Annotated in this window: 26 protein-coding genes; 15 read left to right on the plus strand and 11 right to left on the minus strand. The window is 70.9% G+C overall.

The genetic code is table 11. The features are described 5' to 3' along the window. Positions 1-202: 202 nt before the first annotated feature. From AB0367_RS11105 to AB0367_RS11115, 3 genes are read left to right on the plus strand one after another with little or no spacing between them, the layout of a single operon-like run. The gene (locus AB0367_RS11105) at positions 203-1,333 is read left to right on the plus strand and encodes a tryptophan dimethylallyltransferase family protein (RefSeq protein ID WP_366226086.1); all 1,131 of its coding nucleotides are present in this window, start codon (positions 203-205) and stop codon (positions 1,331-1,333) included. Between the two features lie 25 nt (positions 1,334-1,358). After that, positions 1,359-2,735 (plus strand): tryptophanase, encoded by a 1,377-nt coding sequence (locus AB0367_RS11110; RefSeq protein WP_366226087.1) that lies wholly within the window; start codon positions 1,359-1,361, stop codon positions 2,733-2,735. Between the two features lie 31 nt (positions 2,736-2,766). Further along, entirely contained in the window at positions 2,767-4,035 is a 1,269-nt protein-coding gene (locus AB0367_RS11115) for a styrene monooxygenase/indole monooxygenase family protein (protein WP_366226088.1), read from the plus strand. A gap of 87 nt (positions 4,036-4,122) precedes the next feature. Here the strand turns inward: AB0367_RS11115 and AB0367_RS11120 are convergent, their stop codons facing one another. From AB0367_RS11120 to AB0367_RS11135, 4 genes are read right to left on the minus strand one after another with little or no spacing between them, the layout of a single operon-like run. Beyond that, positions 4,123-4,674 (minus strand): ATP/GTP-binding protein, encoded by a 552-nt coding sequence (locus AB0367_RS11120; protein ID WP_366226089.1) that lies wholly within the window; start codon positions 4,672-4,674, stop codon positions 4,123-4,125. An 18-nt stretch (positions 4,675-4,692) separates the two neighbouring features. Then, positions 4,693-5,058, minus strand: a complete 366-nt coding sequence (locus tag AB0367_RS11125; RefSeq protein WP_366226090.1) for a DUF742 domain-containing protein — start codon at positions 5,056-5,058, stop codon at positions 4,693-4,695. Next, positions 5,048-5,449: a roadblock/LC7 domain-containing protein gene (locus AB0367_RS11130; protein ID WP_366226091.1), complete on the minus strand. Its 402-nt coding sequence runs from the start codon at positions 5,447-5,449 to the stop codon at positions 5,048-5,050. Before AB0367_RS11130 ends, AB0367_RS11125 begins: the two co-directional genes overlap by 11 nt. A 32-nt stretch (positions 5,450-5,481) precedes the next feature. Continuing rightward, entirely contained in the window at positions 5,482-7,998 is a 2,517-nt protein-coding gene (locus tag AB0367_RS11135; RefSeq protein WP_366226092.1) for a nitrate- and nitrite sensing domain-containing protein, read from the minus strand. Positions 7,999-8,408: 410 nt separating this feature from the next. Between AB0367_RS11135 and idi the strand changes: the two genes are divergently transcribed. Further along, on the plus strand, positions 8,409-8,948 hold the full coding sequence (idi, locus tag AB0367_RS11140) for an isopentenyl-diphosphate Delta-isomerase (protein ID WP_366226093.1): 540 nt from the start codon (positions 8,409-8,411) through the stop codon (positions 8,946-8,948). Positions 8,949-9,001: 53 nt separating this feature from the next. On the opposite strand, the gene AB0367_RS11145 is transcribed toward idi, so the two are convergent. Further along, positions 9,002-9,661, minus strand: a complete 660-nt coding sequence (locus tag AB0367_RS11145) for a hypothetical protein (RefSeq protein ID WP_366226094.1) — start codon at positions 9,659-9,661, stop codon at positions 9,002-9,004. Positions 9,662-9,823: 162 nt separating this feature from the next. On the opposite strand from AB0367_RS11145, the gene AB0367_RS11150 reads away from it, so the two are divergent. Then, the gene (locus AB0367_RS11150) at positions 9,824-10,396 is read left to right on the plus strand and encodes an HhH-GPD-type base excision DNA repair protein (protein ID WP_366226095.1); all 573 of its coding nucleotides are present in this window, start codon (positions 9,824-9,826) and stop codon (positions 10,394-10,396) included. A 28-nt stretch (positions 10,397-10,424) separates the two neighbouring features. Here the strand turns inward: AB0367_RS11150 and AB0367_RS11155 are convergent, their stop codons facing one another. Further along, the gene (locus AB0367_RS11155) at positions 10,425-10,853 is read right to left on the minus strand and encodes an SRPBCC domain-containing protein (protein WP_366226096.1); all 429 of its coding nucleotides are present in this window, start codon (positions 10,851-10,853) and stop codon (positions 10,425-10,427) included. Between the two features lie 78 nt (positions 10,854-10,931). Between AB0367_RS11155 and AB0367_RS11160 the strand changes: the two genes are divergently transcribed. The 6 genes from AB0367_RS11160 (at position 10,932) to sigB (ending at position 15,493) form a co-directional block, all read left to right on the plus strand. After that, positions 10,932-11,399: a heme-degrading domain-containing protein gene (locus tag AB0367_RS11160; RefSeq protein WP_366226097.1), complete on the plus strand. Its 468-nt coding sequence runs from the start codon at positions 10,932-10,934 to the stop codon at positions 11,397-11,399. A gap of 43 nt (positions 11,400-11,442) precedes the next feature. After that, a complete protein-coding gene (locus tag AB0367_RS11165; protein ID WP_366226098.1) occupies positions 11,443-11,943 on the plus strand; it encodes a hypothetical protein in 501 nt (166 codons plus the stop codon). A gap of 186 nt (positions 11,944-12,129) precedes the next feature. Next, entirely contained in the window at positions 12,130-12,426 is a 297-nt protein-coding gene (locus tag AB0367_RS11170) for a hypothetical protein (RefSeq protein ID WP_366226099.1), read from the plus strand. A 17-nt stretch (positions 12,427-12,443) separates the two neighbouring features. Next, entirely contained in the window at positions 12,444-13,946 is a 1,503-nt protein-coding gene (locus tag AB0367_RS11175; RefSeq protein ID WP_366226100.1) for a methyltransferase, read from the plus strand. Beyond that, entirely contained in the window at positions 13,946-14,368 is a 423-nt protein-coding gene (gene dtd / locus AB0367_RS11180) for a D-aminoacyl-tRNA deacylase (RefSeq protein WP_366226101.1), read from the plus strand. Before AB0367_RS11175 ends, dtd begins: the two co-directional genes overlap by 1 nt. A gap of 117 nt (positions 14,369-14,485) precedes the next feature. Then, positions 14,486-15,493, plus strand: coding sequence for an RNA polymerase sigma factor SigB (sigB, locus tag AB0367_RS11185; RefSeq protein WP_366226102.1), 1,008 nt, complete (start codon positions 14,486-14,488; stop codon positions 15,491-15,493). A 67-nt stretch (positions 15,494-15,560) separates the two neighbouring features. Here the strand turns inward: sigB and AB0367_RS11190 are convergent, their stop codons facing one another. Next, positions 15,561-18,179 carry a GNAT family N-acetyltransferase gene (locus AB0367_RS11190; RefSeq protein WP_366226103.1) on the minus strand — a complete coding sequence of 873 codons (2,619 nt, stop codon included), beginning with the start codon at positions 18,177-18,179 and terminating at the stop codon, positions 15,561-15,563. A gap of 39 nt (positions 18,180-18,218) precedes the next feature. Between AB0367_RS11190 and AB0367_RS11195 the strand changes: the two genes are divergently transcribed. After that, positions 18,219-18,485: a DivIVA domain-containing protein gene (locus AB0367_RS11195; protein ID WP_366226104.1), complete on the plus strand. Its 267-nt coding sequence runs from the start codon at positions 18,219-18,221 to the stop codon at positions 18,483-18,485. 84 nt (positions 18,486-18,569) lie between these two features. Here the strand turns inward: AB0367_RS11195 and AB0367_RS11200 are convergent, their stop codons facing one another. Both AB0367_RS11200 and AB0367_RS11205 read right to left on the minus strand, forming a co-directional pair. Further along, positions 18,570-19,748, minus strand: a complete 1,179-nt coding sequence (locus tag AB0367_RS11200) for an acetoin utilization protein AcuC (RefSeq protein ID WP_366226105.1) — start codon at positions 19,746-19,748, stop codon at positions 18,570-18,572. Further along, complete coding sequence (locus AB0367_RS11205) at positions 19,745-20,536, minus strand: sulfurtransferase (RefSeq protein WP_366226412.1); 792 nt, start codon at positions 20,534-20,536, stop codon at positions 19,745-19,747. Before AB0367_RS11205 ends, AB0367_RS11200 begins: the two co-directional genes overlap by 4 nt. Before the next feature lie 392 nt (positions 20,537-20,928). Here AB0367_RS11205 and AB0367_RS11210 point away from each other — a divergent pair, with 392 nt between their 5' ends. The 3 genes from AB0367_RS11210 (at position 20,929) to AB0367_RS11220 (ending at position 23,169) form a co-directional block, all read left to right on the plus strand. Beyond that, positions 20,929-21,636, plus strand: coding sequence for a metal-dependent transcriptional regulator (locus AB0367_RS11210; RefSeq protein WP_366226106.1), 708 nt, complete (start codon positions 20,929-20,931; stop codon positions 21,634-21,636). Positions 21,637-21,798: 162 nt separating this feature from the next. Next, the gene (locus AB0367_RS11215) at positions 21,799-22,170 is read left to right on the plus strand and encodes a helix-turn-helix domain-containing protein (protein WP_366226107.1); all 372 of its coding nucleotides are present in this window, start codon (positions 21,799-21,801) and stop codon (positions 22,168-22,170) included. A gap of 30 nt (positions 22,171-22,200) precedes the next feature. Further along, the gene (locus AB0367_RS11220) at positions 22,201-23,169 is read left to right on the plus strand and encodes a hypothetical protein (RefSeq protein ID WP_366226108.1); all 969 of its coding nucleotides are present in this window, start codon (positions 22,201-22,203) and stop codon (positions 23,167-23,169) included. Here the strand turns inward: AB0367_RS11220 and AB0367_RS11225 are convergent. Both AB0367_RS11225 and lhgO read right to left on the minus strand, forming a co-directional pair. Next, a complete protein-coding gene (locus AB0367_RS11225) occupies positions 23,156-23,707 on the minus strand; it encodes a hypothetical protein (protein ID WP_366226109.1) in 552 nt (183 codons plus the stop codon). The genes AB0367_RS11220 and AB0367_RS11225 overlap by 14 nt on opposite strands. Before the next feature lie 10 nt (positions 23,708-23,717). After that, entirely contained in the window at positions 23,718-24,899 is a 1,182-nt protein-coding gene (gene lhgO / locus AB0367_RS11230) for an L-2-hydroxyglutarate oxidase (RefSeq protein ID WP_366226110.1), read from the minus strand. Between the last annotated feature and the right edge of the window lie 44 nt (positions 24,900-24,943).

The following is a 24,943-nucleotide window of genomic DNA, read 5'->3' on the forward strand; positions in this document are numbered from 1 at the left end:
CGATGTTGGCGCAGGATGATCCTCTAGCCGACTGAGTCGATGTCAAACCGCGCTGCCCGAATCTCCGACAACGCCGATTGCGACGCTCTGTGGCGTCAGCAGCACCCGTAGCAACAGGCGCGATCAACCCCGAACGCCCACGCGTAGGTCACGAGCAAACGCGAGGCGAAGCCGATTTGATCAACCCCGGGAGGACTGGTTCATGGATGGTTTGTCCGTTTTCGAGCACTTGAGTGGCCAATTGACACGCTTGTGCGATGTGGCGGAGCTCGATCCGGATGCGCCTGTGGACCTACTGAGGGATCTTCTCGGTCCCGTCGGATCTCGCCGATTGTCCGACCCTCCGGCGTGGCCGTCGGACGTCGCGGACGATCACACGCCCGTCGAGTTCTCGATCGCGTACAACGAGGGGGAGCCTCCCTCGTTGCGGATTCTCGGCGAGGCGATGGGCTCGCCACCCAGCGTGCTGACGAACCTGTCCGCCGCACACGAATTTCTCCGCACGCAGGCGCATCGGTTCGGCCTGTCCACGTCGCGCTTCGATCGAGTCCAAGATCTCTTCGCCACGGAGCAGCCCCAGGGGGAGTTCTCCCAATGGTGGTCGCTGGTGTTTCGCAGCGGCCGCCGGCCCGAGCTCAAGGTGTACTTCAATCCTGAGGTCGAGGGAGCGCAGCGAGCGCCGGAACTGGTGGCCGAAGCGCTGCACCGGCTCGGGTTGGGTGCGGCGTACCGGGCCATGCTGGACCATGCTGTCCGGCCAGGCGAGCTGGGCCAGGGCGATCGGCTGACGTTCTTCGCGCTGGACCTGCACGACGGGCCGCACTCCCGCGTGAAGCTCTACCTCACCCATCACAACGCCAACGTCCTGGACGTGGTCCGGGCGGCCGGCGTGGTCGACGGCGTGGACGTGGCGGCACTCGCCGAGTTCTGCGCGGTGGCCGGCGGCGGCCCCGGCCCGTTCGACGGCCGCCCGCTCGTGGGCAGCTACACCCTCACCGGGGATGCCGACACGCCGGTTGGCTACAGCTTGTACGTACCGATTCGAAGCTACGTCCACGACGACGAGGAAGCCCGGGACCGGGTGGTGGCGCTGCTCGCCCGGCACGGATTCGACAGCTCAGCGTTCGATCGGGCGCTCGCCGCGGTGACCCAGCGGCCCCTTCGCGCCGGCGTCGGGCTGATCGCGCACGTCTCGCTGCGGCTGGGCCCGCCGCGACCAGGTGTGACCGTCTACCTGTCCGCCGAGGCGTACCAGGTGGCTCCGCCGCGTCCACGGCAGACACCGGCCCTTCGGAACATCGCGAAGCGCCCGGCCACCCGGACCGCCGCCTGACCCCGCTGACTTCGAGGAGTTCGTTATGAATATCCAGCTGCCGCCGCCATGGCGGATCAAGGTCGTCGAAGAGATCCCCTTCCTGAGCGAGGAGGAACGCCGGCAGGCCTTGGCCGAGGCCGGCTACAACCCGTTCAACCTGCGCGCGGACCAGATCACCATCGACCTGCTGTCCGACTCGGGCACGGGCGCCACCTCGGCCGCGCAGGAAGCCGCCGCCGCGCTCGGCGACGAGTCCTACGCGGGAGCACGATCGTGGTTCCGGTTCCGCGATGAGGTCGGCGATCTCACCGGGTATCCGCACATCCTGCCGGTTCACCAGGGCCGGGCCGGTGAGCGCATCCTGTTCACCAGCCTGCTCAAACCCGGCCAGGTCTGCATCAGCAACACCCACTTCGACACCACCCACGCCAACGTCCAAATCGTCGGCGCCGAGCCACGGGACCTGCCGTGCCCCGAGGCGGCCGACCTCGACAGTGCGGAACCGTTCAAGGGCAACATCGACCTCGCCGCGCTCGAGCGGACCCTGACCGGGCCCGAAGGACCCAAGGTCGGCCTGGTCCTGATGACCATCACGAACAACGGCCTCGGCGCGCAACCGGTGTCCATGGCCAACCTCGAAGCGGTCGGCGAGCTGTGCCGGCGTCACAGCGTGCCGTTCTTCCTCGATGCGGCGCGATTCGCCGAAAACGCCTGGCTGGTACGCGAGCGGGAGCCGGCCTACAGCGACTGGACGCCGCGGCAGATCGCCACTCGCGCGTTCCAGCTCGCCGACGGATGCCTGGTGTCCCTGAAGAAGGACGGGCTGACGGCCATCGGGGGATTCATCGGCCTGCGCGACGACGACCTGCACGCCGCGTGCGAGGCGAACCTGATCGCGACCGAGGGGTTCTCCACCTACGGCGGGCTGGCCGGCCACGACCTGGAGCGGCTTGCCCAAGGGCTACGGGAGGTGGTCGAGCCGGCATACCTGCGGTCACGGGCCGCCTCTACCGCCCGGCTGGCGCAGATGATCAACGATGCCGGCGTGGAGACCATCCAGCCGCCCGGCATCCACGCCCTGTACCTCAACGCCGGCAGGCTGCTGCCGCACCTGTCACCGCACGAGTTCCCGGGCCACTCCCTGGGGTGCCAGCTGTATCTCGACGGTGGCATTCGCTGTGCCGAGCTCGGGTCGCTGTATCTGGGCGGCATGGACGACGCGCACCGGCTGGTGACCCCGGCGCCCTTTGAACTCGTACGGCTGGCAATCCCACGCCGGGTCTACACCGACGCCCACCTTGAATACGTGGCCTCGGTACTCGCCGGCATCGCCAAGGCACCCGAGCGCGTCCGCGGGTACCGGATCGTCTCATCGCCGCCTCTGCTGCGCCACTTCAAGGTGAGGCTGCAGCCACTGTAGGCCGTGATCTCGACCCTGAAAGGGAGCACCGATGCGCAGAGTCCTGATCGTGGGCGCCGGCCAATGCGGCCTGTTGCTCGGCCATGGCCTGCTCCAGGCAGGCAACTACGAAGTGACCATCCTGACGGCGCGGACACCTGACGAGATCCGTCAGGATCGGCCGACCTCCACCCAGGTCATGTTCGGCCCGGCGGTGGCCATCGAACAGCAGCTCGGACTCGACCTGTGGGCGGCCGAGACACCGGACATCGCCGGGCTGCACTGGACCGTCGCCACCCCCACCGGCGACCGCCTCGACATCTACGGCGCCCTGGACGCACCGGCGCGAAGCACCGACCAGCGGGTGAAGATGGCCGGCTGGCTGGAGTTGTTCGAGAAGCGCGGCGGGACCGTGCACACCGCGAACATCAGCATCGGCGAGCTCGACGAGATCGCCGAGTCCGGCCGTTACGACCTGATCGTCATCGCCGCCGGCCGCGGCGACCTGACGGCACTGTTCGACCGGGACCCAGCTCGCTCCCCGTACACCACACCGCAGCGCGGTCTGGCCGCCGCCTACGTCAACGGCATGGACCGCGAGCCGCGCACCGACCTTTGGCCCAACGTCACGTTCACCGTCCTGCCCGGCGCCGGCGAGCTCATCCTCATCCCGGCGCTGACCACGACGGGGCCGTGCGACATCCTGTTCTGGGAGGCTGTACCCGGCGGGCCGCTGGACGTGTTCGGCGACCGTCCCGACCCGGACGAGCACCTGGCGCGGGCCGTCGGCCTGATCCGCGAGCACACCCCGTGGCTGTACGAGCGCTGTGCCAACGTGGAGTTGACCGACTCCCGCGCCACCCTGACCGGCCGGTTCACTCCCACCGTGCGGCGACCGGTCGGCGAGCTGCCCTCCGGCGCGCTCGTCCTGGGCGCCGCCGACGTGATCGTCACCAACGACCCCGTCGTCGCGCAGGGCGCCAACGCCGCCGCACGTTGTGCCGCCGCCTACCTGACCGCGATCCTTGACCGCCGCGACGACGATCCGTTCGACCGTGACTGGATGCACAGCACCTTCGAGCGGTTCTGGGTGGACACCGCCGCGCAGATCACCAACGTGAGCAACGGGATGCTCCAGCCGCCGCCCGAGCACGTCCAGCGCATCCTGGGCGCGGCGACGCAGCACCCGGAGGTGGCCAATCGCCTCGCCAACGGGTTCGCCGACCCGAACCAGCTCGTCGACTGGTTCATGACCCCCGACGGCGCCGACCGCTACCTCGGCCGGATCGCGGCCCACGCCTCGGCCGACGCCGGCCGTTAGGCTGCTCCGATGCCCGGCCGGCTTGCGGCGGCCGGGCATCGGATCAACCCGAAGCTGCGTGCGTGGCGAGCGCCGTCGAACGATCGATCAAGCGACAGGCATGCGTGCCATCGCGTGCCGGATCAGCACGATCAATGCCTGCTTGCTGGATGCTCTGTCCCTGGCGTCGCACCACAGGAGCGGAACGGAGGCGTCCAGCTCCAATGCCTCGCGGATCTCCTCCTGGGTGTACAGGCACTCGCCGTGGAACCGGTTGATGACGGCGACGAACGGGATGCCTCGGCGCTCGAAGTAGTCGATGGCGGGAAAGCTGGTGCCGAGCCTTCTGGTGTCGACCAGCACGATCGCACCGACCGCGCCCTGCGCGAGCTCGTCCCACATGAACCAGAATCGGTCCTGTCCCGGCGTGCCGAACAGATAGAGCACGACGTCGGGGCTGATGGTGATGCGCCCGAAGTCCAGGGCGACCGTGGTGTTCGTCTTGCCCTCCACGCCCGTCACGTCATCGACGCCGACGCTGGCCTGGGTAAGGACTTCCTCCGTGGTCAACGGCGCAATCTCGCTAACCGAGCCGACCATGGTGGTCTTACCGGTGCCGAAGCCGCCCGCCACGACGACCTTGACCGATTTGCGATCCACGTGTATCAGTCCCTCTGCCTAGATTCGTTCGAGACCGGCAAGAACCTCTTCCAACACCCAAAGATCCGCGATCCTCTCCTGGGCGGGAGATCCGACGCCTAGATACCCCTGGTCGAGGAGCACATCGACCATGACCTTCATGATGGTCAGCGGGAGATGCAGGTAGGCGGACAGTTCGGCGATGGACATCCAGTTCGCGCACCGTCTGACGATCTCCTCGTACTCGGGCTCCAGCCGCTGCACACCAGGTAGGAGGGCGATGACCTGAGTCGCCAGGTCGAGGCTGGTATTGCGCGGACTCGTCTGCCCATTGACAAGGATGTAAAGGGGGACGAGCCGGCCTGCCTCGGCCGGATCGTCGCCCTCCCACATGTCATACGCCATGGCCCGTGCCAGGTAGGCCGTTGACCGTGAGCGCGGACGAGCGCGCCTCGGTGCCGAGATACTCGCCGATGCGGGTCACCAGGCGTCGCACCTCGTAGGCGACCGTTCCCATGTCGACACTCGGCTCGCACAGCACAGCCAGGCGAGCGTGGTGGCCCGCGGCGGCAAGGAACAGGATGTGATCGTGATATTCGACGACGATCTGATCCACCGGCCCGCTGCCGATACGCCGGCCTACTCCTGCCGCGATGCTGTACAACGAAGCCGAACCAGCGGCCACGATCTCCGCCGTGTCTTGCAGCAGCGACGTGGATTTCTGAACGATCAGCCCATCGGTGGACACGACAACCGCATAGGCAACATGCGGAACCTCCACAAGACCGTCCAGCATCCACGCTAGATCATGTTGCTGTGCTGAGTGGGTCACGCCATCCCGCCTTGATCAGGTCTCGTACGTGTGTTGTTGTTGACAGCCAGACCTTCGGCCCGTCCCCGTTGATACCGCGCATACCGATCCCGGGAGTCCTCCGGCGACCTCGTAGGCGCGTTGGTCGCCTGCGGGCCGGTTGCCGGCGGCTCGCCGTCACGCAGCTCGGGCACGAGGTGATGTTGAGGCTGGCGGTGGGGTAGCGCCGGCCGGTCAGCGGCATTCGGCCTGGGCGAGTCGGTGCCGGCCACGGGAGCCACCGGGGATTGCTGGGGAACGCCCGCGCCGGTGCGGAGATGGCCGCTCGTCGCGCCGCCCGTAAGGTCGGGTCGGCGGCTTGCGCCGGCGTTGTCGTCGCGCGCACCCGCTACTGATCCGTTCATGGCCGTCGCGGCCGCGGCAGCAGCAGGGGGACGCACGTCGTAGCGAGGGACGTCGTCCAGTGGGGACGCCATCGCCGCCGTCTGGACCGAATGGGCGCCGGTGTTCATCCACTCGTCGGGCACGCCGGGTTCGGCGGGCTGGTCGCCGCCGACGGGCTCGGCGGCGAGCACCCGCTCTGGCAGCAGCACGATTGCCAGCAGCCCGCCGTAGGCCGACTTGCGGAGCCCGACCTGCACGCCCTCACGCTTGGCCAGCTCGGCCACAACGTACAGGCCGACCTGCTTGCCGCCCTCCAGCTCGGTCACGTCCGGCGTGGGCGCGGTCGCCAGCAGTACGTTGGCGCGTTCCACGGCCTCCGGCGCCATGCCCACGCCGGCGTCCTCGATCTCCACCGCGACGCCGTGCGGCACCGGGACGCACGTGACCCAGACCGTCGTCGTCGGCGGGGAGAAGGCGAGCGCGTTGTCGAGCAGCTCGGCCAAGAGATGGATGGTTCCGGCGACGGCCGGGCCCGCCACCGACACATCCGGTGCGCTGCGCAGCGAGAGTCGCTGATACTGGTGCGTCTCGGCGAATGCCGCCAGCAGCGCCCGGCGCAGCGGCACCGGGTTCTTGAAACGCCGGCCGATCTGCCCACCGGCCAGGATGACGAGGTTTTCCAGGAAGCGCCGAGTCTGGTTGAGCTGATGATTGACGTCGAAGAGCTGCGTGAGCAGTTTCTCGTCGCCGATCCGGCTCTCCAGGTCCTCGATGACCATGAGACCGCGCTGCAGCGGACGCTGAGGGCGGCGAGCGACGCCCATCAGCATCTCGGTGCTGGCAGCCCGGGTCTTCGCTTCGTCGATGGCGGCACCCGCCGCAACCCGCAGCGACCGGTTGATGACGTCGGCGACCTGGCCGATCTCGTCGGCTCCGTAGTCCCGGGTCGGAAGCTCGACGTCAAGGTCAACCGCTTCCCGCCGACGCAGCCGGTTCATCATGGCCGGCAGCCGCTCATCGACCGTCTCCGCGGCATCCTTGCCAAGCCGGGCCAAGCGGACGGACAGCCCCTGGTCCACCAGGACCTGCGATCGACGGACCGACCACAGGATCGCGCCGACCGCGATCGCCAGCGCGATGAAGCTTCCCAATGACGCGAAGAGCAGCTGATTGTTACCGGTGCTCAGCGTCCGGGCCGAAACCTCATCGGCTTGCAGAACGGTCAGGCCGATCAATTCGTCGGATACCTGGCGGGTGAGCGTCTGCCAACGAGCCAGGTCAACGGACAGGGCACGAGGCACGCCATTGCGCCACGGGCCATTGGCGATGATCGAGTTCTCCGCGGCGGCCAACTGCTTCCACGCGTCGCCCGCGGCGAGAGTCTCATAGCGTTGACGTACTTCTGGCTCCATGTGCGGCGCGACGGTGGTCAGGCCGAAACGGTAGGCGCTCACCAGGCTCGCGAACTCGAGGTGTTCCTGATCGTTGAGCGCACGAGCGCCGAACGCGGCCTCAATCGTCGATCCGGCTCGGGACATCAGGTCGCTGGCCCGCCACACCTCGGTCGCCGCGATGCCGCCCTTGGTCGCCGTGGAATCAGGCACCATCCGGGCCTGAGTGTCGAAAAGGGCGGTCGCGGCATCGAGCAGCTCGTTGTAGAAGTCGTACGCCGGCTGCACGCCCGACGACCTGGAATCGATCGCGGTTCGTATACCTGGAAGCCGGTCCAGATAATCTGTCATCGCCTTCCATCGCGTCACGATGGACTGCGGAGCGTTCGACAACCCCGCGTCAGCGACGGTGCGCAGCTCGGCCAGTCGCTCATCAGTCTGACGCCGTTCCTTGAGCAGCTCCTGCTCATCTTTCGCCGGCTGGCTGAGGAAGGCGATGCTCAGCCGTCGCTCCTGCTGGATTGACGCCAGTGCGGAAACCGCCGGAATCGATACCTGGCGGACACCGCTGGCGACCTCCCGGTTGTAGAAGCCCTGAAAGACGAGATATCCGGAAGCCACGAGCCATAGAATCACGGCGACGGCACTGGGTATCAGGACCAGCCTGATGACCTGCCGCTTGATGGACACCTGCCGACCAACGGGCCGGCTCGGCGCCATCGAGTGATCGCGCTTATCCGAACCAACTTGCTCGCTCACGGGGTCGGCCTGCTTTCGCGCCAACTCGAATCCAATCATGGGCAGCCCAAAAGAAACGGCGGGCGACAACTGCTGGCCAACGCCGATGCGAGTGCAAACCCTACCGGTGTCCCTGCGCGCCGCACTACCCGGCATTCTGCCGGATGCCTAACCTATGGCCCCGCGCTGGTCAAAGTGAAATCCGTCGCCGAGCTCCATCACGACATCCACCCCGAGCGATCGTGGTGGCGACCTTCGAGCGCGGCGCGCATCGTGCCCGACCCGACAAGACCCCTACCAAACCCCTACCAACTTGCCGATCTCCACCTCACAATGTCAACAACGGTCTTCATCGGATCCGGCGCCGCCCGGCGCCTACAGATGGTCCTCACCTCCGGCCGCTTGGCGGCGTAGCGCATCGCAGGAGTGTCGTGAACACACGGGAACAACACCTGGTCGAGCTGGTCGGCACCGACGGCAGCGCGATCGGCGAAACCACCGTCGACCTGGCGCACCGCGCGCCCGGCCAGCTGCACCGCGCCTTCTCGGTGCTGCTGGTCTCCCCCGAGGGAAAGCTGCTGCTGCAGCAGAGAGCCGCGGTGAAGACCCGGTTCCCGCTGCGATGGGCCAACGCCTGCTGCGGCCACCCAGGCCCGGGTGAGGCGCTCATCGAGGCCGCCGACCGCCGGCTGATGGAGGAACTCGGCGTGACGAGCGTGGCCCTGCGCGAGGTCGGCGTGCACCTCTATCAAGCCGCCGACCCGGACTCCGGGCGGGTCGAGTTCGAATACGACCACGTGCTGGTCGGCACCTACTCCGGCGACCCGACTGGCGTGGACCCGGACGAGGTCGCAGCCGTGGACTGGGTCGCACCCGCCGAACTGGCACAGCGGATCACGCAGTCTCCCGACTCGTACGCGCCATGGCTGGCAGGGGTTCTCGACGCCTGGCAGGTGTCCGCCAACGGGTGATCAAGGATTGATCGGGGCGCGCCGGCCCATGGCGCTCGGCGGGATGATGTGCGTCACCATCCGCCGTCGAAAAAGGCCAGGAGTGCCGGCGCCGCGTCCGCCGCGGTGGCCGTATTCGCCACCGCGACAACGATCACCAAAAGCGACGACAACACCGCGAGAACCCCGAACGAGCCCAGCACACGCCTCGCAGCCCTGTCGGACGACGCCGTTGCCGCGAACCTCTTCCACAACAGCACGCTCATCGCGATGAGGACCACCGCCACGATCGCGGCGATCACGGCCATCGCCACGTGATATCGAGAGAAGTCGCTGATCATCACCTGGACGGGGTACAGGCTGTCGCCGCGTCGCGACGGCGTCGGGGCGTCGTCCGCCAGCCGCAACCGCCACCGCTCCACGCCGGCCACGGCGAGGGCCAGCCTCGGCCCCACGAGCGCGAGCAGGCCCACACCGATCAGACCGAGCCCGGCTGCGACAAACACGTAGGTGCCGGCCCACCGAAGTGGCGCGTCCTCGACCGGGCTGATCCGTCCGGTCCGCAGCACCCCGACGGCCAGGGCCAGCGGAGCCAGCGGGCCGGCGAGCACGAGCCAGAGCGCCGCTGATGCCACTGCCGTGCTCGCGCTGTAGGCGATACCGCGCCAGGGCCACGCCGACACGAGGAAGCGGGGCCACAGCACCGCCCTGAGCAGCGTGTTGGTCGACGTCATGCACCCAAGCTAGGCGTAATCGGCCGGCGCGAACCAGGACGCTGGATCGAGTCTTCCGGTAGGGCTAGCCATACCCGGCGTCACCCGCCCGCCGACCCCGCACAGTCGTGACGTACGGCGAATCACGTGACGATCGGGGCTCCACGCGGGCAGGATGTCGGCATGGCCATCACGCTGCCGATCGATGATGCGGCGAACGAGTACCTCACCCGCAGCCCTCTCGCGCTGCTCATCGGGATGACGCTGGACCAACAGATCCCGCTGGAGAAGGCGTTCACATCGCCGTGGGTGCTGGCGCAGCGGCTCGGCCACGAGCCGAGCGCGCGGGAGCTTGCCGACTTCGACCCGCAGGCGCTGGTGGAGGTCTTCGCGACGCCGCCGGCGTTGCACCGGTTCCCCAAGGCGATGGCCGCGCGGGTTCAGGAGGTCTGCCGGGTGATCGTCGAGCGCTACGACGGCGACCCGGCCGGGATCTGGGCTGGCGTCACGGACGGTGCGCAGCTGCTGCGGCGGGTGCAGGAGCTGCCCGGCTTCGGCAGGCAGAAGGCGCAGATCTTCGTGGCCCTGCTGGGCAAGCAGCGCGATGTGCGGCCCGAGGGCTGGCGGGACGCTGCCGGCGGGTACGGCGAGGAGGGCTCGTTCCGGTCGGTCGCCGACATCGTCGACGAGCCCTCGCTGGTGCGGGTGCGCGAGTACAAGAAGCAGGTCAAGGCCGAGGCGAAGGCCAAGGGCTGAGGAGCGCGGCACCGGTCGCCCGCGATCGCTACCCGGGCAGCGGCGCGCCGGTCTCCAGGACCGTCTTGAGGCCGCTGACGATCCGCGACCACGCCTCGTCGCGCTCCGGGTCGGGCCACGGGTCGAGGTCGTCGCAGGTCAGCGCGGCGCGGGTGAGCGCCGGCTCGACCGGGGCGAGGTCCCAGGTGACCCAGCAGTGGGCCTCCTGCTGCGCGCCGACGCCGGTGTAGATGTTGTGGATCAGCTGTACGCCGGGTATGGCATGGATGATCTCGCCGTGCAGGGCGTCGGGGACCGGCCCCTGCGTGGTGCGGAAGACGATCGGGGCTCCCGGGCACCAGCGCGACTCCACGGCGAGGCCGAGGTAGTAGCGGCGGGTCTGTTCCGGGTCGGTGAGGGCCTGCCAGACCCGGTCGGGGGTGGCGGCGATGTACAGCGTGAACGTCCGGGTTCTCATGCTGCAGAATCCTCCGGGCCGGACTTGCCGGTGACTTGAGCGCGGCTTGGTTCGCCGCGGGACGAGGAGCGCAGAACCGTGGAAGAGCTGATCACCGAGCTGGAGGCGCAGGAGGAGCGGCTGCGGTTCGACCGGTTCGACAACGACGACGCATGGGCGCTGGGCAGCATGCTGGTCGAGGTGGCGCGGGAGCGCGGGCTGCCGATCACGATCGACGTGCGCCGCGGCGGGCAGCAGCTCTTCCACGCCGCGCTGCCGGGCACGACGCCCGACAACGACCGCTGGATCGAGCGCAAGATCCGGGTCGTGGAGCGGATGCACGCCTCGTCGTTCCTCGTCGGGCGGCGGCTGGCGGCGAAGGGCGAGGCGTTCGACGCCGGCTACGGGGTCGACCCCGCGCAGTACGCGACCCACGGTGGCGCCTTCCCGATCCGTGTCCGCGATGTGGGCGTCGTCGGCGTCGTCACGGTGTCGGGTCTGCCGCAGGCGGAGGATCACGCGCTGGTCGTCGAGGTGCTCGGGCGCTTCCTCGGCCACCTGTCGTGATGCCGACAAGCGCGCGGCGCGGCCAGGCCTCACGATGCCGCATGTGAATACACGAATCGCTGTACCGGTCGCTGTCTCGGGCATGCTCCTGGCGACCGTTCTGGCCGGCTGTTCCGACGACACGCCGGCCGATAGCGAAGCCGCCGCCACGACCACGACCGCGACCTCGGCCACCGCACCGTCCAGCGCGGCGGCCGAGGCGAGCAGCGAAGCGCCGAGCAGCGCCTCGCCCTCGGCGAAGGCCGGATCGAGCACGGCGACGGCCGGCTGCCCGGTCACCGCGGCCACGCTGGAGAAGGCGTTCCGGGCCAACATCAAGGTCGCCTCGGCGGTCGTGCTGGGCAAGGGGCTCAAGGACGTCAGCTGCCACAACGGCTGGGCCACCGCGGTCACCCAGCCGACCAACCTCGAGCCGGCGGTGGTGCTGTTCAAGTACGACGCCGCGAAGAAGACCTGGGCCGCGCTCGTGGGCGGCACCGACGGCGTCTGCCGGGACACCGTGCCTGCGGACACCGCGACACACCTCAAGGGCTGCCAGAACTAACCCGATCGAATGTCGTAAATTGTTGGAGTGAGACACCCACTCCACACTGTCTTCGCCGGAGCGGCCGCCACCTTTGCGGCCCGCTCCGGCGGGTCAAGGATGGGCGCTGGTACAAATTCCCGCTTTGTGGTCATATAGAGCATGGAGCGTGAAGCACTGCTCCGGCTCCTCGCGGAGGAGCCTGGAGTGGCCTTCGAGGCGTGCCGAGCCGCGATTCGCGCCGGTGCCGAATACATTGTCTGGGACCACACGCTGCCCGCCGACCAGCTCGCGCGCAACTATTCCCGCCGCGCGCAGCACATGGCGAAGATCGGCAATCCCATGCTCGGCGGCACCGAGGCGATCGAGCAGTTACGGACCTCGGGCGACCGGCCGCTGCGCGTCGGCGAGGCGAAGGTGGCCGACCCGCCCACCCACTTCCAGCTGTTCCTGGCGGCCGACGGGTCCCGAGTCGTGGCCTGCATAGGCATCGATCAACGCTGAAGTACCAGGATGTCGGTGTGGACGCACTGCTGGACGGCACCGCACTGGCACGGCTTCGCGAGGCGCTCGCCTCGGCGGGGTACACCTCGGAAGGCATCAAGGCCCACCTCGGCGAGGAGGCCACGGCGGCGTGCGCGCGCAACGACTTCCGTGCCGCGCTGCGCGTCACCGAGGCGCAGGGCGACCGGCTCGCCACGCTGATCCGGCTGTTCATCTGCGGGCAGACCGAGCCGCCGGACCGGGTCGCGGCCGCACTCGCGCCGCTGCCGCTGGAGTCCGCCGGGCCGCTGCTGGAGCCCGACGGCGACGGCCTGCGCGCGGCGCTGGAGCTCGAGCCGTACGGCGACTGGTGGGTCGTCGCCGACCTCTCCGCCGGCATGCGCCCCGGCCGTGCGCTGCCCGGCGACCACGTGCTCGGCATCGGCGGCGCCTCCACCACCCTCGCCGCCGCGACCCTGCGCGGCCCGGTCGGCACCGCGCTGGACCTCGGCACCGGCTGCGGGGTGCAGGCCCTGCACCTGTCCACGCACGCGCGGCGGGTCACCGCCACCGACGTGCTGCCCCGGGCGCTGCGGTTCGCGGCTACCACCGCCGCCCTCAACGGCCTGGACTGGGAGCTGCTGGAGGGCGACCTGACCAGGCCGGTCGAGGGCCGCCGCTTCGACCTGGTCGTGAGCAACCCGCCGTTCGTCGCCGGGCCAGGCACGACCGCGCACACGTACCGCGACTCCGGCCGCCCCGGCGACGCCGTCTGCGCGGAGCTCGTCGCCGCCGCGCCGGGCCTGCTCGCCGCGGGCGGGCACATGCAGTTCCTGGCCAACTGGCTGCACGTGGCCGGCCAGGACTGGCGGGACCGGGTCAACGACTGGCTCGCCGGCACCGGCCTGGACGCCTGGGTCATCCAGCGCGAGGTCTCCGATCCCCTCGCGTACGTCAACCTGTGGCTCGCCGACGCCTCCGAGGACCCGGCGCGCCAGCCGGCCCTCGCCGCGGCCTGGCTGGACTGGTTCGACGCCCAGCGGGTGGACGCGGTCGGCTTCGGCCTGATCACGCTGCGCGCGGCCGGCCACGACGACCCGACCGTGCGCATCGAGGACCTCCGCCAGGGCGTCGAGGGCCCCCTGGGGCCGCTCATCGGCGACTGGTTCGACCGGCAGGACTTCCTGCGCCACCGCGACCTGCTGCGCGCCAGGCTGGTCGCCGCGCCCGGCCTGCGGCTGCGGCAGGAGGCCGGGCTGGGCGCGGAGGGCTGGGAGGTGGAGCGGCAGCTGCTGGCCCTGCCCGACGGCCTGCGGTGGGTCGAGGAGGTGGACCCGGTGGCCCTGACGCTCATCGGCGCGTGCGACGGGTCGGTGACCCTGCGGGATCAGGTGGACGTGCTGGCGGCGGCCCATGAGGTACCGCCGGAGGTCCTCGCCGACGTGGCGGTGCCCCTGGTGGCCCATCTCGTCGAGCGCGGCATCCTGCTCCCCGCCGAGCCCGCCCGCACCCAGGCCGCCGAGTCCGTCGGGCCCGCCTGATGCGCGCCCTGGTCCAGACGGTCAGCCGGGCCAGCGTGAGCGTCGACGGCGCGGTGGTCGGCGCGATCGAGGGCGGGCTGCTGGTGCTCGTCGGCGCGACCCATTCGGACACTCCCGAAATTTCCGGAACACTCGCCCGAAAGGTGCACGAGCTACGCATCCTCGACGACGAGCAATCCGCGGCCGACACCGGGGCGCCACTGCTCGTCGTCTCGCAGTTCACCCTCTACGGCGACGCGCGCAAGGGGCGCCGGCCCAGCTGGAGCGCCGCGGCGCGGCCCGAGGTCGCCGAGCCGCTAATCGAGGAGTTCTGCAGGGCGCTTCGCGACCGGGGCGCAACCGTCGAAACCGGGCGATTTCGCACCCACATGCTCGTCGAAAGCGTGAACGTCGGACCGCGCACCGTGCTGCTGGAGGTCTGAGACTCACGGTTTCGTGCCACGGCTTCGCCGCCTCACCGCCACTTCACGCCCGTTCAGCGAAGCTACTTCTCGCAGGAATGATCGCGCCACTTGTCAAACCACGGGAGGCGAGCGAAAGTGGCCCAGCCGCTGAGTGACACCACGGAGTTCAACGCCGTCGACGTTGAGGCCGAAGACCAGCACGAGCAGGAACACGGCGCGCTCGACAACACGGGCGTCTCAGCGGATCTGGTTCGCGCATACCTCAACACGATCGGCCGCACCAAGCTGCTGACGGCCGAGCAGGAGGTCGACCTCTCGAAGAAGATCGAGGCCGGACTGTACGCCGAGGAGAAGCTCTCCGCCGGCATGGTGCACCCGGCGTGGATGACCACCTACGAGATCGTGATCCGCGAGGGGCGCGCCGCCAAAGCCCACCTGCTGGAGGCCAACCTCCGGCTGGTCGTGAGCATCGCCAAGCGGTACACCGGCCGCGGCATGGCCTTCCTGGACCTCATCCAGGAGGGCAACCTCGGCCTCATCCGCGCCGTGGAGAAGTTCGACTACGCCAAGGGCTACAAGTTCTCCACCTACGCCACCTGGTGGATCCGCCAGGCCATCACCCGCGCCATGGCCGACCAGGCCCGCACCATCCGCATCCCGGTGCACATGGTCGAGCAGGTCAACCGCATGGTCCGGGTTCGCCGTGACCTGTCCGCGACTCTGGGCCGCGAGCCCGTCGTCGCCGAGGTGGCCGCCGCGCTGGGCATCGAGGAATACCAGGTCATCGAGCTGATCTCGTACGACCGCGAGCCGGTCAGCCTCGACCAGGCCGTCGGCGAGGACGGCGAGAGCGCGCTGGGCGACTTCGTGGCCCGCATCGACCCGCGCGAGGAGCCGGCCGACAGCGTCTCGCAGGGCATGCTGCGCTCCGAGGTGGAGATCGTCCTGTCCACCCTCTCGCAGCGTGAGCAGGAGGTCATCCGCCTGCGCTTCGGCCTCGACGACGGCCGGCAGCGCACGCTGGACGAGGTGGGCCGCGAGTTCGGCCTGTCGCGCGAGCGCATCCGCCAGATCGAGAAGGTGACCCTGCTGAAGCTGCGCCACCCGTCGCGGGCGAAGCGCCTCGAGGCGTACGCCTCCTGATCGCCACCAAGCGAAGGCCGCCCTCGGGCGGCCTTTTTGTTCGACCACCTCACCGTCGCGGAGCGGGTCAGAGGCGGCGGGGGCCGCTGTCGGGGCGGGGCTGGTGCGGGGCGAAGCCGGCGCTCGCGTGCAGGACGGCCAGGCCCGCCGGGCGGGCCAGGACCGGGTTCAGGCTCAGCGACGACAGGGACGGCTGCTCGTCGACCAGGCGCCCGATGCGCAGCAGCAGGTCGGCCAGGGCGTCCAGGTCGACGGGGGCGGCGCCGCGGTAGCCGGTCAGCAGCCGGGCGGCGCGCGGGGCGCGGACCAGGGCCGCGGCGTCGCGGTCGGTGAGCGGGACCGGGCGCCAGGCGCGGTCGCCCAGCAGGTCGGCGGCCTCGCCGCCGAGGCCGAAGCCGACGACGGGGCCGAAGGAGGGGTCGTCGACGACCTCGACCACGCACGCCACGCCGGGGGCGACCATCGGCTGGACGACGACCTCGACGCCCAGGCCGAAGAGGCGCTCGAGCTCCAGGTACGCCTCCGCGACGGCGGCCGGCGAGGTGAGGTTGAGGCGTACCGCACCCAGGTCGATACGGTGCCGCCAGGGCTTGGTGGCGACCTTGAGGGCGACCGGGTACCCGACCTCGGCGGCCACGTCGGCGACCCGGGCGCCGACGGCCCAGCGGGACGGGACGACGGGAATCCCGTACGCGGCCAGGAGCTCGTCGGCCTGGTCCCCCTGGCCCTGGTCGCCGGCGCCGGCCAGGGCCAGTCGGGCGGCGATCTCGGTGCCTCGGGTGGTGTCGACGCCGGGGAGGGCGGGCACGGCGCCGACCGGCTCGCGTCGCCACGCGGCGTAGCGGGCGACCCGGCCCAGGGCGCGGACCGCCTCCTCGATGGCGGGGTACATCGCCAGGGCGGGCGGGTCGTCGTCGCCGTAGGCGGGTGCGACGGCGAAGGACGGGTCGGCCGGCATCACCACCGCGAGGGGGCGCGGGGCGGCGGCGGTGGAGACGCGCAGCAGCTCGGCGACGCCGAGCGTGTCGCCCTCGGCGAGGGCGGGCGCGTACGCGGCCACGACGGCGTCCACGCGCTCGTCGTCGAGGGCGGCGTGCACGGCTTGGACGAAGTCGACGTCGGACACGGTGGGGCCGAGGTCGCGCGGATACCCCTCGGCGACGCGCAGCCCGGCAGCCGGCGCCTTGGCCACGGTGAGCACGCCGAGGGCGGCGGCGTTGGTGACGACGGCGATGCGGTTCCCGGTCGGCAGCGGGTGGCCGGCGATGAGCAGGCCCACGTCGAAGAGCTCGGCGACGGTGTCCACGCGGATCACGCCCGAGCTGGCGAACAGCGCGGCGACGCCGCGGGCGTCGGGGCCGACGGTCACCGCGTCCAGGGCCGGCGGGCGGACAGGGCTCGCGACGGCGGCGACCGGCTTGCGGCGGGCGAGCTCACGGGCGATCCGGGCGAACTTGCGCGGGTTGCCGAAGGTCTCCAGGTACAGCAGCACCGCGTCGGTGTGCGGGTCCTCCCGCCAGTACTGCAGCGCGTCGTTGCCGGACACGTCGGCGCGGTTGCCGGCGGAGATGAACGTGGACAGGCCCAGGCCCCTGCGGTCGGCCTCGGCGAGCAGGGCGGTGCCCAGCGCCGCGGACTGGCTGAAGAACCCGACGCGGCCGGCGCGGGGCAGCAGCGGCGCCAGCGTGGCATTGATCCGAACGCCCCGGTCCGTGTTGGCGACGCCGAGGCAGTTCGGGCCGACCAGGCGCATGCCGTGGTCCCGCACCACGCGCAGCAGCGCGGCCTGGGCCTCGGCGCCGGCCGGGCCGGACTCGGCGAAGCCGGCCGAGACGACGACGAGCCCGTGCACGCCCGCCGCGGCGCAGTCGGCCACGACCGCGGGCACCGCGTCGGCGGGGACGGCGACGACGGCGAGGTCGATTCCCGCGGTACCGCTGAGGGACCGAACGGCGGGAAGACCACCGACCACCTCGGCGGACGGGTGGACCGGGACCAGATTGCCGGCGAAGCCGGCGCCCTTGAGGTGCGACAGCAGCGCCGCGCCGATGCCGGAGCCGCCCGCGCGGGCCCCGTAGACGGCGACGCCGGCCGGGTTGAGCAGCCGCGCGATCGAGCGGGCCTCGGCGCGCTGCTCGCGGGACCGCTGCACGCGCATCGAGTCGGGGGTAGCCGCGATCGGGAACCACAGGTGCACGACCCCGTCGGCGAACTCGCGCTCGATGTGGAAGCCGGCCGCCATGAACACGTGCAGCATCGCCCGGTTCACGGGCAGTACGTCGGCCTCGAACTCGGTGATGCCCTCGTCGCCGGCCGCGGCGATCAGGTGCTCGATGAGCACCGACCCGATGCCCCGGCCCTGGTGCGCGTCCTCCACCACGAAGGCGACCTCGGCCTGGTGGGAGCCGGCGCCGAGGCGGTCGTAGCGGCCGACCGCGATCAGCTCGCCGGCGTGCTCGACCACGAACGCCTCGCGGTCGTGGTGGTCGACGTTGACGAACCGGTCCAGGTCGCGCTGCGGAATCCGGGGATACGCCGAGAAGTACCGCAGATATCTGGTCCGCTCGGAGAAGCGGGAGTGCAGCGCGACGATCCGGTCCGCGTCGTCGGGGCGGATCGGTCGCAAGTGGACGGTGGTCCCGTCGGAGAGCAGCACGTCCGCCGCTCGGTCCGAAACGTCGTTCACCCGCCTAGTTTCCCACCCGCTTGGGTTACGGTGTCTCGCATGAAGCTGACCCCGGCGGATGTGCAGGCCCTGCGGTTCGCCAAGGCGCCGTTCGGCAAGCGCGGCTACGACGAGGACGAGGTCGACCAGTTCGTCGACGCGGTCGCACAGACGCTGGTCGCGCTGCACGACGAGATCGCGGCGCTGCGCGGAGTCGCCGGCGAGGCCGCGTACGGCACGTCGAAGGCGGCCGAGACCGAGATGCTCGCCGAGCTGGACCTGATCAAGCAGCGCCTGGCCCGCCTCGAAGCGGCGGTCCAGCGCTAGCGTCAGGCCGCCTGGCCGGACTACATCTCGCCCTACGCGGGGTGGCCGGGGCCGCACACCGCGTCGCCGGCGACCGCTCGGGGATCAGTCGCGCGGATCGTGCGGGTCCAGCCCGAAGGACGGGAACACGGCCCGCCGGGTCGCCATGATGGCACGGTCCACGGCGTCCGGGGACTCGCCCGGCACCCACGGCGTCCACGTCGCGTCGCCGCCATCGGTCATCGCGGCCGGCAGCGGGTGCTCCGGGCGCCGGGCCGTGGCCAGGTCCCGCCACTCCCCCGGGATCGGCAGCGCCGGGTCGAGCGGCTCCCCGGTCATCACCGCCAGCAGGTGCGTCCAGGCCCGCGGCACGCACTCGACCAGCGCGTATCCGCCACCACCGCTCGCCACCCACTTCCCGTCCGCGACCTCGGCGGCGAGGTCGCGCAGCGCCAGGTACGCGGCGCGCTGGCCGTCGACGGTGAGCCACAGGTTGGCGAGCGGGTCGTGACGGTACGTGTCGGCGCCGCACTGCGTGAAGAGCAGCTGGGGGCGGAAGGCGCGCAGGACCCCTGGTACCACGGCATGGAACGCGCGCAGCCAGCCCGCGTCGGTGGTGCCAGGCGGGAGGGCCAGGTTGACCGCGGAGCCCGGCGCGCCGGGGCCGCCGGTCTCGTCCGGGTATCCGGTGCCGGGGAACAGCGTGCGCGGCGACTCGTGCACGCTGATCGTGAGCACGCGGGGGTCGTCGTAGAACGCGTCCTGGACGCCGTCGCCGTGGTGCACGTCGATGTCGACATACGCGACCCGCTCGGCGCCGAGCTCGAGCACGCGCTTGATCGCCACGGCCGGGTCGTTGTACACGCAGAAGCCCGACGCCCGGTCGCGCATCGCGTGGTGCAGGCCGCCCGAGATGCTCACCCCGCGGTCGGCCTGCCCCAGCCACACCGCCTCGGCCGCCCGCCGGGTCGCGCCGGCGATCAGGGCGCTGGCCTCGTGCATGCCCTCGAACGTCGGGTTGTCCGCGGTGCCGAGGCCCATCATGCTGATCCGCCGGCCCGTCGAGGCCGCCTTGACCACGGCGATGTAGTCGCGGTCGTGGACGGTGGCGAGCATCTCGTCGGTCGCGGGCTCGGCCCGCTCCAGCACGACGCCGGGCCGGTCCAGCACGCCGAGCCGGCGGGCGAGCGCCATGGTCAGCTCCACGCGCACGGGGTCGAGGGGATGATCGCCCATGTCGTACCGCAGGAGCCGCTCGTCCCACACCACCAGCGTGCTACTCATGCACCTTCACCCTTCGCGACGGGACGGCTGGGATCGGTGATCCAGTGGCTCCAGGAGCCCACGTACAGCGCGGCGGGCACGCCCCGCTCGTGCAGCGCGAGCACGAGCTGCGCGGCGGTGACGCCGGAACCGCAGTAGGCGCCGATGCGATCCCCGTCGACGTCCGGCGGGCGCAGCAGCCCGCGCTCGTCGACCGTCTCGGCGGCGGGGAGGTTGCGCGCGCCGGGGATGTGGCCGGCGACGGGATCGACCGGCTCGGTCTCTCCGCGATACCGCTGCGGGATCCTCGCGTCCAGCAGGACGTTGCGCGGGTCGGACGCCTCGGCCTCGGTCCACACCGGCATCCCGCCGGGCGTGACCGTGACGTCGCCCACGGCCGGCTCGACGGGCTCGGTGGTCACGGGCCGGCCGTCGGCCACCCACGCCGCGTAGCCGCCGTCGAGCACCGAAACGTCGTCGACGCCCGCCCAGCGAAGCGTCCACCAGGCCCGGGCCGCCGCACCGGTGGGATTGGCTCCGCCCGCGTCATACACCACCACCGGGTGGCCGGCGCGGACCCCCAGTCTGCGCAGCGCGGCCTCCAGCGCGGCGGGATCGGGCAGCGGATGGCGCCCGCCGGCGCCCGGCTGCCCGCAGAGGTCTTCGTCGAGGTCGGCGAAGACCGCGCCAGGCAGATGTCCGGCGGCGTAAGCGGCTCGGCCGTCTTTCGCCAGGGTCCAGCGCACATCCAGAACGGTCGGCGGTTGGGCGGAGCGCACCAGCTCGGCGAGCACGGAGACGCTCAAGATCGCCCGATTGGCTGTCACGCTCCAATCTTGTCGTACTCACCCGGTCACCGTGGGGTGCGGTCGCCACCGCTTTTGACTGTGGTGATCAGCACACTGGTTTTCGTCGCAGAGCTTGATCGGCCGCTCCAGCTCAGGCGGCCGGCGAGCCGGATGACCGTTGGCCAGGGCGATGATCCGGGCCGCGGCGGCGCGCCGAATGTGCTCGCGGACACATCATTTTCGATGTGAACCCTGGCGACCAGGTAGCCTTGCTTCGCAGCGAGCGCCCGGCAGTCCTCTCCTGGCTTGCCACTCCGTGCTCAAGGCCCTCGCGGTCCTACGAGATACGGCAGTAGATACAGGCTCGCTTAGGCTTGGTCAGGGCGACCACGGGCGGGAAGTGGGTGAACACCATGAGAGTACAGAACCTTCAGGTACATAAACACGACCTCGTGGACACCACCGAGATGTACTTGAAGACCATCCTCGAGCTCGAGGAGGAGGGCGTCGTTCCGAAGCGCGCCCGGATCGCCGAGCGGTTGCACCAGAGCGGCCCCACCGTCAGCCAGACCGTCGCCCGCATGGAGCGCGACGGGCTGCTCATCGTCGAGGGCGACCGCCAGTTGGCGCTCACCGACCAGGGCCGCGAGCACGCGGTCGCCGTCATGCGCAAGCATCGCCTCGCCGAGCTGCTGCTCGTCAACGTGATCGGCCTGCCCTACGAGGAGGCCCACGAGGAGGCGTGCCGCTGGGAGCACGTCATGAGCGACGCCGTGGAGCAGCGGGTCTACGACCTGCTCGGGCGGCCGAGCCGCTCGCCCTACGGCAACCCGATCCCAGGGCTGGAAAGCCTGCGCGGCAGCGAAGAGGCCGACGAGGCCGCCGACCGGGAGCGTAACCTCGCGTTCCCGGGGCTGGCCGGCGCGGTCGTTGTGAGCCGCATCTGCGAGTCGGTCCAGATGGATGCCGACGTGCTGCGGCAGCTGCACACGGCCGGGATCGACCCGGGGGCGACCGTGACGGTCGCCCAGGAGCGGGACGGGGTCAGCATCGACCGCGAAGGGGAGCTGATTCGGCTTCCCAGGGAGGTCGCGTCGCGGGTGTTCGTCGCGGCGGCATGACGGTCGCCGGCTCGTGGGTCCGGGGTGCTCTCGGGGTGCCACGGACCCTCGCCGGCGCTACCGTGCCGGGCGCCGCCAGGCCGTCTGCCGCCTTGCCTGAGCGCCCGCTCAGGCAAGATCCGCTGGGCCGCCGCGGTCCGAGGTTTCAGGAGGCGTGCGCAAGTGTCGTCGCATGACCCGCCGGCCGCTGCCTGTGGTTCGTGCTCCGTCGAAGAGGTCATTGACCGCGTCGGGTCCAAGTGGAGCGTCGGGATCCTGCTCGCGGCCGCGGACGGGCCCATCCGGTTCTCCGGGCTGGAGCGGGCCATTCCGGGGATCAGCCGGCGGATGCTGACGCTCACGTTGCGCAATCTCGAGCGCGACGGGCTCGTCGTCCGGACCATTCATCCGACCGTGCCGCCGCGCGTCGAGTACTCGCTCACGCCCATGGCACTCGAACTTCGAGCGGCGCTCGTCGCCCTCGCGGGCTGGGCACGACGGTACAGGGGTGATATTGCGGCCGCGCGGGTTCGATATGACGAGCGCCGGGACTGAGCGGACCCGTTTCGTGCCTAGGCTGAGCCGGTGGGGCTTGATCTTGCCTTCTCCGACGAACGGCTCGAGAAGGCGCTCTGGGCGCTTACCGACGATGCCGAGGCCACGCCCGCGCTGGAGCTGATCGCGGGCATCGATGACATACACGAACGAGAGCGCGCCGTCAGCGTGCTCGGCGCCGGCGGGGTGCGCCAGCTCGAGCCGCTGCGCGAGCTGGCGCGGCAGCAGGCGTACCGCCGCGAGCGGTGGCTGCTGCTCGGGGCCTCGCTCGCGGCCGCGGCCTGGGAGGTGCGCGACCCGGGGGCGTCCGACAAGGCCACCTACCAGCAGACGATGCAGCAGCAGGCGCTCGTCGCCGAGGCGCGCTCGGCGCTGCGGCACGCCGCGGCGCTCGGGCGGGACGATCCGGTGCCGTGGAGCGAGCTCGCGGGGGTCGTGATCGGCGCGCCGCTGCACGCCACGGAGGCGGCCGACGTGTTCAAGCGGGCCGCGACCATCGCGCCCGACCTGTACCTCGCGCATGCGCGGCGGCTCACGGGGCTGACCCGGCGCTGGTACGGCACCCCGGACTACTTCCTGGCGTTCGCCCGGACGCGGGTGGAGGGGCGGCCCGACGGGCATCCCCTGCACGCGCTCGTCGCGCTCGCCCACATCGAGGGCTGCGTCGACGGGCTGCTGCGCGGCAACGTGCTCGGGCGGTTCTGGCGGGCGTGGCGGTACTTCGGCGACCCCGAGGTCCGCCACGAGACCGACGCGGCCGCGGACCGGCTGCTCGCGGGGGACGGCGAGTACCGCTCCCACCCGTGGGCGATGCCGGCGCACCAGGCCTTCGCGGCGCTCTACCACCAGGCCGGCGACGCGGAGCGGACCCGGGCGCACCTGGAGCTCGCCGGGGACCGGCCCGCGGTGTGGCCGTGGCGGTACTTCGGCGACCCGGGCAAGCTCTTCGCCGCCGCCCGCAAGTCCGCCGGGCTCCAGAACCTCGTCACAGGCTGCTGAGATCGATGAGCTTGGCCAGCTCGACGACCTTCGGCATGGCCTCAGCGGCCTGCTCGTCGGGGGTGCCCGGGGCGAAGCGCAGCGACAGCTCGATGATCCGCTTGTTGCCGGCCAGCCAGCCGACCTCGACGCCCGGGCCGGCCTTGTCCGCGGGCGGGGTCGGCATCTGGTACCCGGCCACGCCCAGGCCCTGTACCGGGGTCGCGTCCTTCGGCTGGATCATCGAGCCGAACACGTCGGCACCGATCGTCGTCGAGCTGACCGACAGCACCAGGTCGGGGTAGCTGGCGCCGCTGGCCTGCAGCACGCAGCTGAACGTGTTGTCCTGCGACGCGCCCGCGGCGACGCTCAGGTTGAGGCCGAGCTTGGCGTTGACCATGCCGAAGTCGAGCAGCTGGCAGGCTCCGCCGGCGGCCGCCGCCGGGGCGGTCGAGGTCTTGGCGCCCGGGCTCGCGCCGGCGTCGTCACAGCCGGCGACGAGCACGCCCGAGAGGCCGACGGACGAGAGGGCAAGGACGGCCATCAGCACCCTTCGCACAGCGGGCACCCTATACCGGCAGGCGTGCGGTGATGTACTTGGCGATCTCCAGCGAGCTCGTCGCGGCCGGCGACGGGGCGTTGAGCACGTGGACCTGCCGGCCCTCGTTGACGATGAGGAAGTCGTCGACGAGGTCACCGGAGGGCGTGATCGCCTGCGCCCGCACGCCCGCCTCGGCCCGCACCAGGTCGTCGGCGGTCACCGCAGGCACCAGCCGGGCCAGGCTCTGCGCGAAGAGCCGTTTCGACAGCGAGCGGCGGACCTCCGTCACGCCGTACCGCAGATGCTTGCGCGCCAGCCGCCACAGCCCGCCGTAGGTGGCGGCGTCGGCCACGTCGCGGGGGCGGATCTTCCCCCACGTGTAGCCCTCCCGCGCCATGGCGAGCACCGCGTTCGGGCCGGCGTGGACGCTCCCGTCGACCATGCGCGTCAGGTGTACCCCCAGGAACGGGAACTGCGGGTCCGGCACCGGATAGATCAGGCCGTTGACCAGGTGCCGGCGATCCTCGCGCAGCTCGTAGTACTCGCCGCGGAACGGGATGATCCGGGCCGGCGGCCGGATCCCGGCCATGCGGGCCACCCGGTCGGCCTGCAGGCCGGCGCAGTTGACCACCACGTCCGCGACGATGTCCCCGGTCGTGGTGCGCACCACCACCTCCCGGTCGGTGGCCCGGATGCCGACGACCGCGGTGTTGAGCCGCAGCGTGGCGCCCGCCTTCTCGGCGATCTCGGCCAGCTTGTCGCACACCGCCTTGAAGTCGGCGATGCCGGTCGAGGAGACGTGGATGCCCTCGACGCAGGCGACCTCCGGCTCGTACTCGCGCGCCTCCGCCTGGCTCACCAATCGTGCCGGAAGCCCGTTGGCCTGCGCCCGCTCGAACAGGGCGTGCAGCCGGGGCAGTTCCTCGGCGGAGGTGGCGACGATGAGCTTGCCGGTCACCTTGTGCGCGATGCCGTGCTCGGCGCAGAACTCGACCATCGAGGCGCTGCCGGCCTTGCAGAGCGTGGCCTTGAGGCTGCCGGGCTTGTAATACACGCCGGCGTGGATCACGCCCGAGTTGTGCCCGGTCTGGTGGGCGCCCCAGCCGCCCTCCTTCTCCACGACCGTGACCCGGGCGTCGGGCCGATCCAGGAGCAGCCGGTGGGCGGTGGCCAGCCCGACGATTCCCCCACCGATGACCACGTACTGCACGCTGACTCCTCTACATCGGATCGCTGCATCTTATGCGTGCTAGC

Source organism: Dactylosporangium sp. NPDC051484 (assembly GCF_040689395.1).
Classification (GTDB): domain Bacteria; phylum Actinomycetota; class Actinomycetes; order Mycobacteriales; family Micromonosporaceae; genus Dactylosporangium.